Below are 18,916 nucleotides of genomic sequence, written 5' to 3'. Positions count from 1 at the left end.
CTATATCATATGTTAAGCATCCTTGGGATGATTATCTTAATAATCATCTTATTCATAATTATTTTGCTATTGATAGGGATTAAAATATCCCTAAACTATGAAAAAAAGGGTAGTGAAATAAAAGGATGTTTAAAAATACTTATTTTTAAAAAAATCAAAATAATTTCTCGTCAATTCCCATCACAAGACGAATACCACGATGATGAAGATGATGAAGACGAGGATGAAAGCCAAAGAGACCTTAAAAAACTGTTTGAACTGGCCAAACCTTGTTTTGAAGACTTTAAGATATTTCTGAAATCTTGTTTAGATAGCATTAACATTAAAACACTTGATAACCATCTTATTTTTGGTATGGACGATTATGCAGATACCGGAAAATATATCGGCATAATCTGGGCAATTTTAGCATCCATAAATCCAATGCATAAAAAACTGAGATTATCTGCCGAACCGTCATTTAACGGCAGTGTGCTTGATGGCCACGGAGTGAATGAAATTGAAATTTATTTTTTAAAGCTGGTTGTTCCGACAATAAGATTATTTTCAAAAAAGCATGTTCGCAAATTCATAAGGGGTGTTTTAGATGAACGATGACATTATGGAATTAGTAAAGCATGCATTCAATTTCGATGAAACTGTAGAATTTCATTTTCGTGAAATTTATGGGTTTACATTTGTCATAAAAAAATCATTTTTGAAACTGAATAAAAAAGTCACATCAGCTGAAGTGAAAGTTGCCGGAATAATTTTTGAAGAAAATGGTGAATATTACTTTGCACCCCTAGATAAACATAGCAAAATAGAACAAATTATTAAAGAATTTGTCAATAACTACATGAAATAGAAAACCCCTTTAAAAGAGACAATACTATTTCTAAAGGAATAATTTTCTTCAAATCATAGCAAACAAAATTATTTGATTATATTTAACAAAAAATAAGTTATCATATTTTTAAATTTAAAATTAAAGCCCAAACGACACTTTAATAATGACTATGTTAATATACTTTTAAGGCCATGATGAGGCCTAATAAAAATTGACCAGCAATATTATAGAAATTAAAAGCACCTGCACTTGTTAAATGAAAATAATCCCCATTAAATCGAAAAACATGAAAAAGGATAAATAAAAATTTTCATCATTTCGGAAGCGGAATATCTTCACTTTCAACAACCACTTCAACCACAAGTGGTCCTGACAAATCCTTTTCAAGAAGCATAGTCAGGTCATCCAAATTTTCAACACGAACTGCATCAATTCCATATGCTGCAGATAATTTTAGAAAGTCAGGATTTTCCAACTTAACTTGATATGGATCCATCCCATAAAATGATTCTTCCCATTGGCGAATAATTCCAAATTCGTAATTGTTGAGAATAAATACAATTACATTCAAATCATAATTTTTTAAGGTGGCCAACTCCTGAATGTTCATCTGGATTCCGCCGTCACCATTTATTGAAATAATTTTTTCACCGGTTGCAACACTTGCCCCAATAGCTGCAGGCAAACCGTAACCCATTGGTGCAAGGCCACCTGAAAACAGATATTGGCCAGGTGATTTGGATTTCATCAGAAGTGTTGTCCAGGTCGTATGGCTCCCCGCATCACTTACAATAACCTCATCTTCAAATCTTTTTAAAATTTGATTGATGGCTGCTTGCGGCTTTAAATCATCATTTAAGCCCTCAACTTCAACAGTGTTGTCAATCTTTAAAATTTCATCCAGCCAATCGACTTTGGCAAATCTGATATTTGCCAGGAAATCCTCAACTTTTCCATGGATTGGATACTCGCCGACTAAAACATCTTTATTGATGTTTACATGAATCAGATTATCTGGAATTTCTAGAAATGTCCTTTCACTAGCTTTAATCCCCAATGCAACAATGCAATCGGCATTTTCAAATGCATATTTTGAACGAGGTGTTGAGCGTATGCCGACCAACCCCAAATTCAGGTCATCCTCTTCAGAGAGGATTCCCTTTCCATGAAATGTGGTGGCTACTGGAATTTGATATTTGCTTGCAATTCCCTTTATGTTATCGGCTTGGGAAATTGCACCAGCACCTAAAATCAGCAATGGTTTCGAAGACCTGTCAATCAACTCCTGAGCCCGGGAGATATTTGACATATCATCTTCACATAAATAACACAACTCAATGTCATCAAACTCTTCACTCAAAAGAACATCTTTTGAAAGATTAATATGAATCGGCCCTTTCGGATTATTTTTGAGTGCGAAAATTGCTGCCCTCAAACAGAATATGGCTTCGGATCCATTCAACGGATTGTATGAATCTTGGGTAATGTGCCTGAAGATTTCCACTTGAGGCAGGCTTTGGAAATGATCGCTGCCCCTGTACTTGAGTTCATTATCTCCAGTTAGGACCAGCATCGGAATGTTATCCTTATATGCTGTAGCCAGAGCCATGGTGAAATTAAGCGCACCTGGAGATGCGGTTGCGATGCAAACTCCAATTTTACCGCTGGCCCTATAATAACCATCTGCGGCATGGGCAGCGGCCTGTTCATGTCGGGTTAGGATATGATTGATATTTGATTTGGACAATGCTTCATAGAGGGGCATTATTTGCTCACCTGGAATTCCAAAAACATTTTCGAACTGCTCTTCCTGCAAAACTTTAACTAAATAATTTGCTACATTCATTCTTCTTCCTCTTGATAAGATCCATCATATTCCCCGGAGCCTTCGACCGGAAATACTACAGCTTGAGCTATTCTATCGCCTTTTTTAATTTTATATTCAAAATCCCCATGATTGTAAATCATGAACATTAATGTCCCATAAAATCCAGGGTCTCCAACAGCCGTTTGAACGGAAATGAAAGACCTGAGCAGTGTTGAGCGTGGAAGATACAGCATTGTATATCCTTTTGGAATCTTGATTTTTCTGTCAATACTTGCCAAATAAGCGGTATGTGGCTTTAGTGTGTAAATATCGCCAGACATCTCTTTAATTTCGGGCAGATTTTTTTCATTGTCTATAAGTGAGCCTGCACTTTCCTGTGTGTAAATCTTATCCAATGCCAAATCAATTCCGGAAGGCTGAATCAAATCTGCAAAATCCGGAAATAACTTTACAAGTTCTTTTTCACCTAACATCATATCAAAACCTTTAATAATTTATTTATAGTATCTTGGTTATAAATTTTAATTGGAGGTTAAAAAATGCCTGTTATTACAATTGCTGGAAATGATGGAATTAGTGTAGAAAAAAGAAGAGAAATGGTTAAAAAAGTATCAGAAGTTGTTGCTGATGCATATGAATTACCTGTTGAAGCTATAACTGTTTTAGTTCAAGCTTATCCAAAAGAAAGTATTGGAGTAGCTGGGGAATTATTATCTGATAGAAAATAAAAGGTTTGTGATGATGGAATTCTGAAAAAGTCAGAATTCCTGTGCAGACTTAAAGCGACTGTTGAAGTTGCGAACCATTAAATTTTTCTATAATTTTTATCTTCTAATTTTTCAACCAAACCTAAATCGACAAGCTCATCAAGATATCTTTTAACTTTTTTATCAAAATTTTTAGTTTTGTATCTGCTCAGTGATTGAACCAAATCATCAAAAGCAAACTCATCTGAAATTTCATCATAGATGATTTTTTGCCAAGGGGTCAAATTGAAAATGATTTCACTTAATGGATCATTCACCTCACTGAAATTCCAAACATCATCTTCGGTGGTGATATGGAATTCATTTTCCAAATCTTCAATGTGTTCTGTTAGCGCATCAAGGTGAGGGTGGTTGGCAAGGCCATGCTTGTGCTTTGTGATTTTATTCAAAAATTCGGATTTTGAATTTTCAATATTGTTCAGGGCATCACTTCTTGATTTGAATGTTGCCAATATGTAAACCCTATCCTCATATACTTTTACGATTTTATAAGTTTCGGACTCGTCGCAATATTCGACTTCATTAAACGCTTCAACGTTCCAGTTATTGTCAAGTAAGAAATTTCTGGTGAATATGGCATCATCTAGATTGTCAAATACGCCAAAGACGTACTCATCACCAGCAATCTGTTTTTTGACCATGAATAAATCAAATACCTTCACAATGTTCAACCCATACTTTGAGTTATTTGGATTTCTGATTCGTTTTTTGGCAAGTTTTTCAAGAAACTTATCGTTTGGTTTGTCCTTGAATTTACCTAATATGACCAATTTTTCATCAATTTTTGAAACTGGAATATAATTGTCCAGAGAGAGGTGCATTTCAAGTGTAAAATTATCGATATCCCAATTATTGTTGATTAGGATTTCTCTTACAAAAATTGCATCATCCAGCGAATCGAACTTCCCAAAAACTCGCGAATTTTTAATAATTTTATAGGAATTTTTATTCTTTCGGATGTATTTTTCGGACATTTTTATACCTGCTGTCGTTCAAATTTTTAACCGGTTTTTCAATATTCACAATTTCAATATAGTCATCGCTGAACCAATCCCCAATGTCAATATTTTCATCACCTGAGCTGAAAATTTCATCATACAAATTAATCAGATTTTCCAATTTTTCAGCCTTGTTTTCACCCTTGACATTCATGAACCTATTGTATTGCCTTTGTGAAAGTCTAAAATTCAACTTCTTATTTTTGTATTCATATTCCTTGATTTCGTTGGCATAAATTTCGAACAATGCATAAAATATGTCCTTTATCTGGTCTTCGATTTCAACATCATCTGAAGGGTATTCGAAAAATCTTTGTGTGATTTTTTCTTCAATTAGATATTCCTTTATGAATTCATTTTTCTTTGCAGGTTCTTCGCTTCCAAAAATGATTCTTGAAAATAGCTTTGCAAAACTTAACGCCTCGAAATCATTTAAATCGTTGTCCATACCATAACAATAGGCAAAACCTTCCCAATGGCTTTTGTTTTCCTTTGTGAATTTTATATCCACATCATTTCGGGACAATACGTATTCAATTTCTGATCTTTTAACAGTGACATCAATAATGTAGTAATCAATCAATTGATTCAAGTCTATGAAAGGTAAAGGCTGGCGAATAATTGGAAGCTTGACTTTTGAGTTGACATAATCAAGAAAGCTAATCTTATTGTGAAATTCCTTTAGGCCACCGAAATAATGATTATACAAAGTTTTCTTATCCGAGTCATCATGAATTTTCATATACTTCAAGTTTGAAAATAAGTAGTATGCATGTGCAAACTCATTTTGCCAGTTGTTTACAATCAACCTTTCAAATGATTTGTACAGCTCGGAATCCTTATCAAAAATATCAATGTCAAAAATCAGGTTTCTCAAATCCAGACCAAAAAACTCATAGGTGTCATCTGGAGCATGAATTTTGGCAACTGTTTCCTTCAATGATAAGTGAATTAATTCTTCTGCCATCATTGATTTCACCATAGAGAGTGCCTCTTCAAGTGTAACATGACCTTCAACATCTATTTCATCATAATATCCTCTCTCATCAACTACGCATAAAAATTTGCTTCGTTTTTGGGAGTTTTCCTTCAAAATGTAATGGGTTAAATTTCTAATCTGAAGCATATTTTTCACCCGAAAATTTGATGTATTACATAGTGTCATACATAGGTATATGATTATAATATAAATAGTTTTCGTTATTGGAAGAAAATTTCGTTCCAATAAGTCTAAAAAATATGACTTTTGGAAGATTATCCTGAAAAAAGGCCATTTGAGAACCTATGATGATTGCATTTATTTTGATTTTATGTGTCATTAAACCATAGGTTGTGTTGCAATTCTTACAAATTTTTAATAAGAGAAGTCCTTAAATTGAATTGAGATATCCCTTTCAGATAAATTATTATGAAAAGTTATATCAACTTTCAAAACTTAGCAAAAAAATTTGATTGAAAAAAATTTTCCATGGCACAAAAAATCAAAATCTTTTCAAACAAAAAAAATATCATCACAACAAAAGATCAAAAATTCTGTGAACAAAAAAAATTAGAAAATATCTATCGATTTTAGAGGATGTTAAAAAATTTTTCAAATTTGAATAAAAATGCTATGAATCCAAATATTCCTATAAATTGTTAACGGGTTATGTAAAATAAGATATTTTTAGCAACCTTATTGAAAATTACATGAAAATATGGGGTTACTCGAAAAATTTAAATTTTTACAGAAAGTCGATTAAATCTTTTAAAAATAAAAAAAAGAATAGGGAAAACCCTATTTTGATACAAGACCTGATTTTTTGACAATATCCTTCAAATAGGTTGCCTGATAAGTGACCCTTTTGCCCACTTTAAGATTTTTCAAAATATTTTTTGAAATGGTAACCTTTGCAATTCCATTAGAGGCTGTCTTTGCCTTATAGGTTTTACCATTGAATTTGAAAACGACAACTTTTGATTTGATTGGATTTTTGCCTTCTTTTAATGTTGCAGTTAAAACTAGGCTTTTAGCTGACGCTTTGATTTTGACTGTTTTTAATGTCGCAACCTTTTTGGCAAGCAGAGTTTTGGATACTTTTGCACCATTGCATGAAACATATACTTTATATTTTTTAACAAGAAGTTTGGCTGAAACTTTAAATGATGCAATGCCGTTGGATCCTGTCCTTGTCTTGACGGTTTTGCCTGCAATATTAAATGTTACCAATTGGTTTGCCATTGCTTTTCCCTGTGCATCCAATATTTTAACAGATGCATAAACTCCGGAAGTGTATAGGTTGATTGATTTGATTTGTATTTTTGGCTTTACAACAGTGAAATAATCCCATGCGACACCTTCATAGCCATCAATGGAATAGGAAGCGTCCACATCATATTCTCCGACTTTAAAGTCTTTTAGAGATATCTTTACAACACCACTGACAACAGTTCTTTTGAATATCCTGTCACCTATTTCAACTGTTATGTTTCCACTGCAAGATTGAGGAACTTCAAATATCATATATTCATTGGAACCTACTGTGAAGTATTGGTTTAATGCAATTCTTGGCCCAATTTCACAGAATCTTGTGATATTGTCAACATCATAATCATCACCTGTGTATTCGGCTGCAAAAATATACTCACCCGGAGCCAAATCATCTACTTTTATGACTGCTTTGCCGTCAGCTAACCTTGAAGTTTTATATAACTTGCCGTCGATATAAACTGACAGATTACCATCGGCATCACTAGGAAGGGTTAAATGAAATGCTGATGAATCCTTAAATTCAATAACCCAGTCAGGGCCATTGATGGCATAGATTACAGTGAAATTTAAACTTTCGGTTTTAGGTGCAAACAAATCATCACCCGGATAGGAAACAACAAGGGTATGGTTTCCAACACCCACTTTGGAAACGTCAACTTCAACCCAGTTATTCATCATGTAATCAGGATGTACAAACGGATAGTCTACACCATCGACTGTTACGGTTACCAGAGAATTGTTGAAATTGTCCGGGAACCACAGGTCAATAATGTTTTCTTCGCCAACTTCAAAAACGGGACGTATATACTCAATACCGAAATCATAGGTTATATTGACATCTTTTGTCAGGACTCTGCAGTACTCAGCACCCATAAATGCAACTGTCACTTCGCTGGAATTGCATCTCAAATAATCTTCAAGGGAAAGCAAAAATTCCCCATGTTTATCAACTTTAGATTTATATACGAATTTACCATCTAAATAAACATATACTGTACCGGAGGTAGTATTGAGAACAGTAACTGTTACGCAGGAGTCATGGTTAATGTAAATGGTATCTGGAATATCGATTAAAACGTTTACAACGTCAAAAGTGGTTGTTACATTTTTTGGAGCGTAATATGTGTCATTTGAATATTGGACACACATTGTATGATTGCCCAGAGGTAATGAAATGACTTCATTAATATCATAGTTAAACCAGTACCCGGCAGCATTGGTATGATTAATCAATTTGCCGTCCACATAAACTTTAACTATTCCGTTTGCAGAATACGGGAGCTGAATAGACATTAAATGATTTATTGCATTCTGTAAAATTTCAGGTGGAACAGTCAATATATTATAGCTGTCCGGAGCGTTAAGCATGAAATGAATCGGGCTATCTAACACATCAATGCCATTGTAATATGCAGTTACCTGATATACCATATAATCACTGGATGGCCATCTATTGATGAAAATCGGATAGTGATAGTCAGGCATTTTGATTGGAATTGAGAAAGATTTGTTTGTAATGGTCTCATTGTAAATTGTTTCGTGACCTATCTTTAAGGAAAATACACCTGAAGCGCTTTCAGGCAAATCTACTTTAACGTCGCTTAAGTTGTATCTCCACATTTGCTTTTCAAATGTTATATTGATTTCACTAGCTATTTCGCTTTGATTAACTTCGTTGCTTAGTGTTGATGTTTCGTTTGCAAGATAATCATCATCTTGCGGGGTTTCTGTTGGAATTTCCATGTCATCATCAATGGAAATTTCATTGCTGTCTGTTTGTTGAAGTCCCTCAGTAGTATTTTCCGCTGCATTTGCAGCGCCTATGAGAAGAATAGCTAATAAAATGAAAGATAAAATAAAAACTTTATTAAATTTCAAAATATCGCCTCTTTAAATATTATTTTGTCGACATGATATATAAAATTTTGATAAAATTCAATTTAACTTGAATTGTTCAATTTCAAAAAGCCATCCTATACAGAAGTGCAGATTACTCCAATAAAATAACGAAAATGGGCAATAATAGGATTTATTATGATAAAATACAATCTGATGTGAAAATATCAATTTATATATAACATTGCATTAAATATACTATTAGAGAGGTGTTTAGAAAATGGATAAAAACAAAACATTGATTATTGGCTTAATAGCTATTGCGTTGATTATCCTAGCTGGAATATTTATTTACTCACAAGGAATGGGTGCTGATAATGATAAAGCGAATTCCAATATTCAACTAAAAACTCAGGATTTTAAAGCATTTGAAATAGATACTCCAGTTGGATCTGATTTTAGCTTAAAGAATAATCAGACTGAAGTAGGAAAAGGAATGTTATACTACAAAAACTCCGGAGATTATGCAAAAGAGATTGAAGGAATCATTATAAATAAAAACTTGACTGACAGTTTGATTTCAGACAACATGGATCTGGTAGCATCCAACAGTTCAGATGTTAAAATATACTCCAGTTTAAGTAGAAACGGTACTTTCTATGAGCTTGTAAAAACTGTAAACGATACAGACATCATCCTTACAGGACACGATTTGAACCTATTGCAGAAAATGGCAAACACAAGCAATGTAAAAGATACCAGTGCTTTGACAGTTAAAGAAGTAAAAACTCCAAAAAACGTTACTACTCAAGTAAACAAAACCGTGAACAAAACACAAAATCAAGTAAACAAAACAGTTGAAAAAACCAAAAATCAGGTTAACAAAACTGTTGCAAAAACACAAGAAAGCAAAACCCCTGTTGAAAAAGTAGTTGAAAAAACAAATGAACAAAAGACTCAAGCCCCTAAATCCCCAAATAAGATTAGTCAAAACAATCCGAATCCGGAATCTGTTATAACAGACAACCCTACAAAAACAACATATCCTCTATACATAGGAGGAGGGTCATTTACAACCGGAAGCGGTTTAGATGATAAGACCTTTGCCAAAATCTATCTGGGTGCTGAACACGCAGGCGAAGAGATTGGTATTAAAATTTTCTATTCAAGGGATGGAAATAGCTTGAACCAAGGCAATTACGTTACAACACCTGTAGAATCAACAGGATATGTAAACATTGCTAGCGCTGATTCCTATAGCCTATATCCTGATTACGCTACCGTTAACGTATATGATTGCTATGGAAACCTGCAGGACACTCAAGGAATTAGCTTGGAACCAACTAGTGGTACTCAATACTTCTAGAGTACCTCACTTTTTCTTTTTTTTAGATTTTTATCAAAAATAGGCGCCATATTACCAAATATGATTATTTAAGCATGCCTAAATAACTAAACATTTAAATAAATACATTTAAAGAATAATAATTGTAACTTCGGTTACACTAAAAAAATTATTTTAGTTTAAGTCTAAAGGATTTCTATCCTTTAGATTTATCTGACAACAGAACTTTTTTTATATACAATATTGTTTCGTTTGCAACACGGCAAGCATACTCTTATTTTAATGAACATGGGAAAAAACTCTGAAGATAACATGAACTAATTTTACCAATGAGAATTCTAAAATCGTGTGAAAAAAAGAATGGCAAATAATGAAAAATAGCTCAAAGTATTTTATATGTTAGTTAAAAATATGTCCAAATAATTAGTCCAAGATATATTTAAAATAAGTTTGCGGAAAAAATCAGATTATATTCATTTAAGAATATACACTTAAAAAATAAAAAAGCGAATAAAAAGATTATTCACTTGCAGGTTTGATTTTGGTTAGTATAAACGCAAAGACTAAAACTGCAATGATAATGACCAGATCAACCATTATCTCAAAGCTTTTAGCAGTGCTGAATAAACTGATAATACCAACAATCCACATTAAAATTAATACGACTGGAAGCAAGTATTTAATTACAAAGCTCCATATTTTACCAACTTTAAATGTTGAATGTTCGTTCAATGCAGGTAAAAAGTGTTCCACACCATAGAACCATGCAAATATAATACATTGAATACCGATTAACAACAATATTCCGAATTCATTAACGAATGAATCAATAATTCCAACCAAATAACTGCTGATTCCTGTTGTTAAAATTAAAGAGAAGAAACAAGCTATTACAGATAAGATAGTGGCTGTTTTTTTACGGGACCATCCTAATTTGTTTGAAGTTGAATTCAGCATCGGTTCGAAGAAACCTAGCGCTGAAGTGACTCCTGCAAATAAAATAGCTAAGAACAGTAATGGAGCTAAAATACGTCCGATAGGTCCCATTATATTGAAAATCATTGGGAATACGATAAATACCAAACCAGTTCCTTCAGTTACCAATTGGATCATTGGAGTACCTGCTGTCATTGACATGTATCCTAAAATTGAGAATACCCCAAATGCTGTAAATATTTCAAAAGCTGAATTTGAAGCAACAACAATCAAAACGTTGTCAATTAATTTGGAGTTTTCAGGTAAGTAACTGGCATATGTAAGTGCAATAGCTTGGCCCATACTTAATGAGAAGATAATTTGAGCAAAAGCCGCAAGCCATATGTTTACATCAAAAAGCATATCCCATTTAGGAGTCAGCAATGTTTCAATACCTATTGCCGCACCAGGCAAAGTCAATGCATAAATAACAATGAAACCCATTATGACGAAAAGTAACGGGATTAATATTTTAGAAACTTTACCTATTCCCTTATCTACAGATTTGTGTGAAATAAACCATAATACAATCCATAACAATAAAACACAAATTGTTGTAGGGATTAATAAAAAGCTGGCATTTGAAAGGTTGGAACTACCGCCGACAGTGTTTACGAAGTAAGCCGCGGTATCAGTTCCCCATCCGAAAGTGAAACTGCTTAAAAGATATACTAAATCCCAACTAAGAATTACCATATAATAAATTGTTACTACAAAGACAAAAAGAACCAATATCCAAGCAATGATTTCAAATTCCGGCTTTATTTTCCGCATGATTTTTGAAAACGATTCCTTGAAACTAAATCCCACACCATATTCTAATATTAAAAAAGGGATTCCCATTATAGCAATCGCAATAAAGTAAGGAATGAAAAATGACCCTCCACCATTGGAATAAAGTACATAACTGAAACGCCAGATGTTACCCAGACCAACAGCGGCCCCAATCATTGCAAATATAAACGCCAGGGATGAATCCCATTGTGCTTGTTCAGACATAATAATTTCCTCTATTGGATAAATTTATGTAAATAATATATAATAAACCTAACAGATTATAATTGTGAATAAAAATGAATGTTTTTGATAAATTCATAATGGGAGAAACTTCAAGCATAAACTGGTGTTTTGAAAACAGACATTTCCAGGAACGTCTCGATGAAAATGGACTTTCAAGAAGCTATGTTATCGATTGTTTGATGAATGAAGAACCTTTGAGTTGGGAACACGTTGAAAGAGAGAAATATGCCGTTGTTTATAAAGCACCGGAATCAAAAGATTACAAAGAAATCAGGATAATGCTTGCCTGCAGCGGAAACTCCATAGATCTTGTCACCATAATGCGAAACAATGAAACAGCAACCAATCGCCAAAAAAAGCAATATCAATCAGATAAACAAAAAAACATTGAGAAAAAGAGACTCAAAGCCTTGTCAAAAAGAAAATGGTAGAAAGATTGAATCTTTCTAAACCCAAGTAAATTTAAGATTTGGACAGTATCCATGTCTGAATATTATTGAACCAGCAGCCCCACCATCCTTAGCCGCTTTTGCTTGCTTAAGAAGTGCTGAGTGAGATAGCGGAGTGACATCATAATCAGAAACATAACCTTGCAATCCGCACCAAATTTGAGCACCATTGGATTGCTTGACAAATGTGCTTGTTACAGAAGTGAGCCAGTTATTTGACTGGCCGTAATTGCCGCAATATGCCATAGGTATAATTGCATCAACATATTTGCTCAATGTCGGAATGTCCTGACCATAATAATAATGCATCATATCCGGTTCTGGCATGACAGCAATTGAAAAGATTGAATTTGCCCTTACCTTATGGATTGCTAGTGAAGCCTTTTTAACTATATAGTTGATGGATTCTACAGCGTTGATGTGGTTATGGGCTGTTCCACCGTATCTTACATAATCCAAATGTACTCCAGCAGCACCTTTCACTTTAGAATAGCTTATCGCTTCAGAAATTTTGGAATTCATCCAAGCGTATTTGAATGAACCGTCATCCCTTACAGGAGAAACCCATCCTCCTTCACCATAACAGATCTGCATCCATAAATGAACCTTGATTCCGTGACGGTTCGCATTTGCAATCCATGATTCCACAGCAGATTGTCCGTGAACGGAAATTGAGTGGACATGCAATAATATCTGTTTGCAGCCATTGTTTTTCAATGCCTGGAAATTAACGCTGTTCATATTGTCTGAAAAAACCCAATATCCATTACCTGCGCCCATTGCAGGCCTTGCATAGATTGTATGGGAAAGCATTGATTTCAAATAAGGCTTATTTGCCCAAAATGATACTGCCATCTTATGGTATCCCTGGTTAAGTTTTACAAAAATCTTCGCATACCCATTGGATGCTGTTTTGGCAGTGTATGTTTTGCCCTTAATTGTAAATCTGATTACCTGATTTTTTAAGGCATTGCCTTTTTCATCGCATAGCTTGATTCCGAACACTGTTCTGGAACCTGCCCTGTAATTGATATCCTTATCGGCCACAGTCATATGGGTTTTATAGGATGCTCCAGTACATACAGTAAATTTACCTTTAAGATATTCTGTAGTGGCATCTCCGGAGTAGATATAATAAACAAAGCAGGATCCCTTCTTAAAGGTAAGATAAAGGTTTGCAATACCATTGATATCAGTAGTAATGTTGTAACGTTTACCGTCAACAGATACTTTAATCGTTTTGGTGGCTAAATTCTTACCGTCTGCAGTTAATTTGAATGTAAGTTTGGTGAGAAATGAATCGTAGCTTGCAGATTTATAGGTTGCCATTTTAGAAGTGGCCTTTGTAACATCAGAAGTGGCCATTGCATTATTATCACTAGCCTGATAACTTTCCACTTCCACAGAATTGCCAATATCATCATCATGGCTTGCCTGATAGATATCCCGTTCAGATTCACTGTCTGCATCTTCAGTCAAGTTATCATTTTCAACCGAAATGCTTTCTTCAAACGCATTTTCTTCAATGATTCCTCCAACAGTATCTCCATCCACATCATCAAGAACGTCAGTTACGTTTTCAGTAGCTGAAACTGAAGAAATAGCCAGGAATAGTGTTAAAAGAATAATTGAAAACAAGAATATTTTTTTCATACGCACCTCTTTAAAAAAAAAGTAAGATTATAGAAAAATCAATTTCTATAATGTGTGGAATTTAATGTAATTTGATACACCCCATCTGAAGGATATAACTCCCGCTGCTCCTCCTTCCATTGCAGCTTTAGCATCTTTATAAAGCTCTGTAGAGGATAATAAAGTTACATCGTCGTCAGACCTATAAGCTTGAAGTCCTGTCCAGATTTTTGCACCGTTACTTTGTTTTACGAACGCCGCAGTTGTTGACTTAATCCAGGAAGTTCCTGCCTCATAATTTCCCTTATAAATCATAGGAACAATTACATCCAGATATTTGGATAATGTAGGAATGTCCTGGCCATAGTAATATTTATTGGAACTTACTTCAGGCATCACGGCCGCAGAAACAATTAACTTGGAGTTTACTTTATGCACTGCAGTTGCTAGCTGTTTTGTGAAGTAATTGATAGCTTTCACACCGTTTTGATGTTTATAAGCGGTTCCAGGGAATCTTAAATAGTCCATGTGAACTCCAGCAACACCTTTAATGGCAGCATAAGATTTTGCTTCATTTATTTTAGAGTTGAAGAAGCTGTATTTATATGACCCGTCGCTGTTTACCGGTGAAATCCAACTTCCATCATAGAACACTTGCATCCATATGTGGACTTTCATGCCATAATTATTTGCTTTGCTTATGAATTTTTCCACATTTGCCTTTCCATATAATTCAAGTGCATAATAATTCAGGAATATGTGCTTGGTTCCATATTGATTCAAGGTATTCAAGTTCACATTGTTCATATCGGAACCGAAAATCCAGAACCCGTGATCCTTAGTTACTTGAACTGTTTTTATGTCTTTGGATAGGTACCTGTAATTGTATAATGAGTCTTTATTGTGGTAACTAGCGATTTTGTAGGTACCTTGAGGCAATTTGATGTTTACAGAAGCAATGCCGTCACTGCCAATGGTTCTTGTATAGGACTTGCCCTTGATTTTGAAAATGATTTTTCCATTAACGGGATTTCCTCTAGCATCAAGCACCTTTACCTTATAAGGTGTAGACACCATTTCAGGCATTGTCAGGGAGGATGCTGAAGTAATTGTAATCGGCATTCCTTGCCTAACTATTATGGTTTTGCATCCGGAAGCCTTTTTAAGGCCGTCTTGAGCATCAAAAATGTATCTTACAACATAAGTTCCAGGACTTAAGAAAATGTTTAAAACGGCTTTTCCATCGGCATCGGTAGTTCTGTAATATGTTTTTCCATCAAGAGTGAGTTTTATTCTCTTATCTGCCAACTTTACTCCATCAACGGATAATGCTACAGTATAAGGATTCATGAATCCCCTGTAAGCAATGTATGTGCTTGCGGCAAATGTTGGCTGATTATCGCTGACAACTAAAAAAGTTGAATTGCCTTTAACGGTAGTGTAACCGGCTTCATTAAACATGTAATGAATTGTATAATATTTAGTTTGTAAATTTAATTTTAAATTAGCGTAACCTGACGCATCAGTGTATCTTGTGAAATGGCCTCCATTAAGTGAAAATTTCACTTCCTTATTTGCTAGTCCATTTCCATTTGCATCAGTTAATCTTACAGAAAATGCTTCTTTATTTACTATCACTGAAGGAGATACGACTTTCATTGAAGCTTCAACATCTCCTAAAACTTCACTTTCTTGACTAGCAACAACATCATTATTTTCTGGGCTAGCTACACTATTCTCGCCTTCAGTTGAACTTAAATTAGTTTTCTCTTCATTATCTTGTAAATTATCATCAGATGTAGATTCTAAAATATCGTTATCCTCATTCAAATCGACATTTACATTTTCATTTGAATTTTGAATATCTGAAACATTAGTATCTGCTGCACTGACAGCACCTAGTATTAAAAACAACATCAATACTAAAGAAATTACTAATGCCTTATTTTTTATCGAAATCTTTTCACCATCCATTATATTTTTAAAAAAAATCAATTCGTGGATAAAGTTATATTTTAAACCATATATAAATGTTTTTAAAACTTTAAAATTTGAAAATAGCTTTAAAATTGACTAAATTAATAAAAAAAGATAAAAAATACATATAAATTGAAAATAAAAGAACAATTATATTAAAATAAAGTATAATAAGCTTAAATAAATGGAATTTAAAATAGATAAATACTAATCTAATCATGAATGAAATATTGATTTGTTGACTCGCTATAGCAAAAATGATATTATTTAAACATCCTATAAATAAAATAATGTAAAATTTAATAGATTTGATAAAAATAAAAGAATTAAAATTAAAAAATAATGAATTTGAAAGAAAATATTAATTTTCAGTCAAATTGAAATTTAAGGTACCTACGCCATCATGAATTTCCATCTCTTTGGATTGTGGAGACAGTCCGCTTAAAAGAGCTGTGCCCTCTTCTTCACCCATGAACTGAGGCAAGTAATTTGAAATGACTATAGGATAAACTGTACATCTGCCTGTATCATTTACCAAATCGATTTTGACGAAATATGCCACATGGGTTTCAGGGTTTGACTGGTCAAATATGAAGTTTCCAAGGCTGTAAAAGACCGGTTTTCCATTATACATTTCAACTCCCTGAGGAACATGAGGGTGAGAACCTATTACAACATCCGCACCGTAATCAATCAATTCATGGGCAATTTTAACCTGATCTTCGTTTGGAGAAGTGGAATATTCATTTCCAAAGTGAAGATATGCTACAATCAAATCGGATCCCCTGTCTTTTGCTTCGGAAATCTGCTTTTGAGCATCTTCTGAGTCATATGCAGAATATCCTGCAGAAGATCCATTTGCATAAGGCATTACCTCATAGCCATATTCTACAAAATTGTTTGAATCCATATAATTTAGAATTGTTATGTCTCTGCCTTTTATTTCCTTGACAACGGCGTTGTGGGCTTCGTTTTCATTTTCACCTGCGCCAATAGGAGTTATTCCTGCATCTCCCAGATATTTGACTGTATCCTGCATGCCCTCAATACCATAGTCGAATGCATGGTTGTTGGCAAGAGATGCGACAGTATTGTTGTTGGCCTTGGCCAATGGAACATAACTTGGGTCGCATTTTAAAGGCACATCGCCTTTTATCTGATTTTCAGAGTATGTTGCTGCATTTTCAAAGTTTATCAAAAGCAAATCAACATTGGATGTTACATTACTTACTCCTTCAAATGGGCTTGAGTCCAAACTCAAAACGCCAGGCATATTTCGTGCAAACATTACATCGCCTGTAACAGCCATGGAAACGTTTTCCTTCGCTTTTAATGACTGGGCTAATGAATTGTCACTTCCAACACCCAAAGTTGTTGATACTATGGCGATTATGACTAGAACCGCCAATATCATCAATAATATTTTTTTGATATTCATTTATTCCTCTAAAGCTTCAACTGCTGTCTCATCTTCGCTGAACAATTGATTTAACATCCATTCAGCATCATATTCCATGATGTCATCATATCCCTGGCCGACACCCAAGAACATTATCGGTTTTTTGATGACGTAACCTATTGAAAGGGATGCACCACCTTTACTGTCCGCATCGGCTTTGGTTAAAATGACTCCGTCAATGTCAATAGCTTCATTGAATTTTGCAGCCTGTTCGGTTGCGTCGTTACCTGTCAGCGCATCACCGACGAATATGACTAAATCAGGGTTGGCTACCCTCTTGATTTTTTTCATTTCATCCATAAGATTGGTATTGGTCTGCATCCTTCCGGCAGTATCAATCAAGACCAGCTCTTTTCCCTGTGCACGGGCATGCTCTACAGCATCGTATGCTACTGCTGCAGGATCTGAGCCTTTTTGGTGCTTGATGATTTTAACGCCGACATTATCAGCATGATAAGTTACCTGTTCAATAGCTCCTGCCCTGAATGTGTCAGAAGCTGCAATTACAGGAGTGTAACCTTTTTTAAGATAGTAATTTGCCAGTTTACCGATTGTTGTGGTTTTTCCAGTACCATTAATTCCGACAAACATTACGACAAGAGGTTCTCCTTGAACCTTTTTCTCTTCAATCATTTCTGTCATGGATTTGCCTGGAACATCAATAATTTCGGCTACTGAATCTCTTAAAGCGTTGTAAGTTAATTCAGTGATATCATTACTTCTTTTAATCTTTTTACCGACAAGGTTGTTCTTTACACTTTCAACCACTTCAGTTGCAACTTCCATTGCAACATCCCCTTCAAGAAGACCCATTTCAAGGTCCCACAACACATCTTCAACGTGTTTTTCCTGAATGGTTTTTTCTCTTACAAAGGAGAAAAGTCCTCCGCTAGCTTCTCCATCGGCAGAAATATCTTCCTTATTCTTGTTTCTGCTCCAGAAGTGAGATTTCTTCTCTCCAGACTCCTCTTCTTCAGAATCCTCTTCTGAATCCTCTTCATACTTATCCTTATTCCTACTCCAGAAGTGAGATTTCTTCTCTTCAGACCCATCATCTGAATCTTCATCCTCTTCTGAATCTTCCTCATCCTTATCCTTATTCCTGCTCCAAAAACGAGATTTTTTCTCTTCAGTGGCTTCAGAATCCTCCTCTAATTCTTCAATTTCTGGAGTGTCTTCGATAATTTTTTCTTCATCTTCTTCAGCTTCCGGAAGGAGAGTGGATTCATCAGCATCCTCTTCCTCTTTTTTTCTGCCGAATGAGAAAAATGAAAACCTTTTTCCGGATTCTTCCTGGAAATTATCTTCTTGCATAGCCTCTTCTTTAAGCTCTTCTTCCAATTGTTCACTAGTACGTGAAAATTTCTTTTTCAATGATTCAAACAAAATTAACCCTACCTATCAGTTAGTGAAAAATTTAATTAATAATATCTATATTTTTTATATTATTTAAAAAAGAGTAAAAAAAGACCAAATTTGAAAATTGTAAAAGTGAAAAAAAGAAAAAACGGAGCGGTCCAAAACTCTCAAATTTTAAATCCCTATATTTC

General features: G+C 34.4%; 15 protein-coding genes. 5 read left to right on the top strand and 10 right to left on the bottom strand.

The annotated features are described in order from the left end of the window. The first annotated feature begins 69 nt into the window (after positions 1-69). Both Q0W25_RS04425 and Q0W25_RS04420 read left to right on the top strand, forming a co-directional pair. Positions 70-597, top strand: a complete 528-nt coding sequence (locus tag Q0W25_RS04425) for a DUF2953 domain-containing protein (RefSeq protein ID WP_298519395.1) — start codon at positions 70-72, stop codon at positions 595-597. Beyond that, positions 587-847, top strand: coding sequence for a hypothetical protein (locus Q0W25_RS04420; RefSeq protein ID WP_298519393.1), 261 nt, complete (start codon positions 587-589; stop codon positions 845-847). Before Q0W25_RS04425 ends, Q0W25_RS04420 begins: the two co-directional genes overlap by 11 nt. Before the next feature lie 295 nt (positions 848-1,142). On the opposite strand, the gene Q0W25_RS04415 is transcribed toward Q0W25_RS04420, so the two are convergent. Together Q0W25_RS04415 and Q0W25_RS04410 are read right to left on the bottom strand one after the other, a co-directional pair. Continuing rightward, the gene (locus Q0W25_RS04415; protein ID WP_298519390.1) at positions 1,143-2,675 is read right to left on the bottom strand and encodes a thiamine pyrophosphate-binding protein; all 1,533 of its coding nucleotides are present in this window, start codon (positions 2,673-2,675) and stop codon (positions 1,143-1,145) included. Further along, entirely contained in the window at positions 2,672-3,130 is a 459-nt protein-coding gene (locus Q0W25_RS04410) for a deoxyuridine 5'-triphosphate nucleotidohydrolase (protein WP_298519428.1), read from the bottom strand. The genes Q0W25_RS04415 and Q0W25_RS04410 overlap by 4 nt, the downstream gene beginning before the upstream one ends. A gap of 66 nt (positions 3,131-3,196) precedes the next feature. Here Q0W25_RS04410 and dmpI point away from each other — a divergent pair, with 66 nt between their 5' ends. Then, entirely contained in the window at positions 3,197-3,385 is a 189-nt protein-coding gene (gene dmpI, locus Q0W25_RS04405) for a 4-oxalocrotonate tautomerase DmpI (protein ID WP_297826240.1), read from the top strand. A 77-nt stretch (positions 3,386-3,462) separates the two neighbouring features. Here the strand turns inward: dmpI and Q0W25_RS04400 are convergent, their stop codons facing one another. The 3 genes from Q0W25_RS04400 to Q0W25_RS04390 all read right to left on the bottom strand — a co-directional run bounded on the left by Q0W25_RS04400 (position 3,463) and on the right by Q0W25_RS04390 (position 8,551). Then, positions 3,463-4,398, bottom strand: coding sequence for a hypothetical protein (locus tag Q0W25_RS04400; protein ID WP_298519388.1), 936 nt, complete (start codon positions 4,396-4,398; stop codon positions 3,463-3,465). After that, the gene (locus Q0W25_RS04395; RefSeq protein WP_298519385.1) at positions 4,370-5,548 is read right to left on the bottom strand and encodes a hypothetical protein; all 1,179 of its coding nucleotides are present in this window, start codon (positions 5,546-5,548) and stop codon (positions 4,370-4,372) included. Before Q0W25_RS04395 ends, Q0W25_RS04400 begins: the two co-directional genes overlap by 29 nt. 651 nt (positions 5,549-6,199) lie before the next feature. After that, complete coding sequence (locus Q0W25_RS04390; RefSeq protein WP_298519382.1) at positions 6,200-8,551, bottom strand: hypothetical protein; 2,352 nt, start codon at positions 8,549-8,551, stop codon at positions 6,200-6,202. Positions 8,552-8,789: 238 nt separating this feature from the next. Here Q0W25_RS04390 and Q0W25_RS04385 point away from each other — a divergent pair, with 238 nt between their 5' ends. Further along, positions 8,790-9,875, top strand: a complete 1,086-nt coding sequence (locus Q0W25_RS04385; RefSeq protein ID WP_298519379.1) for a hypothetical protein — start codon at positions 8,790-8,792, stop codon at positions 9,873-9,875. Positions 9,876-10,373: 498 nt separating this feature from the next. On the opposite strand, the gene Q0W25_RS04380 is transcribed toward Q0W25_RS04385, so the two are convergent. Next, positions 10,374-11,828 (bottom strand): sodium-dependent transporter, encoded by a 1,455-nt coding sequence (locus tag Q0W25_RS04380; RefSeq protein ID WP_298519376.1) that lies wholly within the window; start codon positions 11,826-11,828, stop codon positions 10,374-10,376. Positions 11,829-11,902: 74 nt separating this feature from the next. On the opposite strand from Q0W25_RS04380, the gene Q0W25_RS04375 reads away from it, so the two are divergent. Next, positions 11,903-12,280, top strand: coding sequence for a hypothetical protein (locus tag Q0W25_RS04375; protein WP_297826223.1), 378 nt, complete (start codon positions 11,903-11,905; stop codon positions 12,278-12,280). A gap of 15 nt (positions 12,281-12,295) precedes the next feature. Here the strand turns inward: Q0W25_RS04375 and Q0W25_RS04370 are convergent, their stop codons facing one another. From Q0W25_RS04370 to ftsY, 4 genes are all read right to left on the bottom strand, one after another. Then, complete coding sequence (locus Q0W25_RS04370) at positions 12,296-13,951, bottom strand: hypothetical protein (protein ID WP_298519373.1); 1,656 nt, start codon at positions 13,949-13,951, stop codon at positions 12,296-12,298. A gap of 45 nt (positions 13,952-13,996) precedes the next feature. Beyond that, positions 13,997-15,904: a putative glycoside hydrolase gene (locus Q0W25_RS04365; protein ID WP_298519370.1), complete on the bottom strand. Its 1,908-nt coding sequence runs from the start codon at positions 15,902-15,904 to the stop codon at positions 13,997-13,999. 364 nt (positions 15,905-16,268) lie between these two features. Next, a complete protein-coding gene (locus Q0W25_RS04360; RefSeq protein WP_298519368.1) occupies positions 16,269-17,345 on the bottom strand; it encodes a CapA family protein in 1,077 nt (358 codons plus the stop codon). Continuing rightward, positions 17,346-18,752 carry a signal recognition particle-docking protein FtsY gene (gene ftsY, locus Q0W25_RS04355; protein ID WP_298519365.1) on the bottom strand — a complete coding sequence of 469 codons (1,407 nt, stop codon included), beginning with the start codon at positions 18,750-18,752 and terminating at the stop codon, positions 17,346-17,348. Positions 18,753-18,916 lie beyond the last annotated feature (164 nt).

Source organism: uncultured Methanobrevibacter sp. (assembly GCF_947166415.1).
Classification (GTDB): Archaea; Methanobacteriota; Methanobacteria; order Methanobacteriales; family Methanobacteriaceae; genus Methanocatella.
This window is presented reverse-complemented; position numbering and strand designations above follow the sequence as displayed.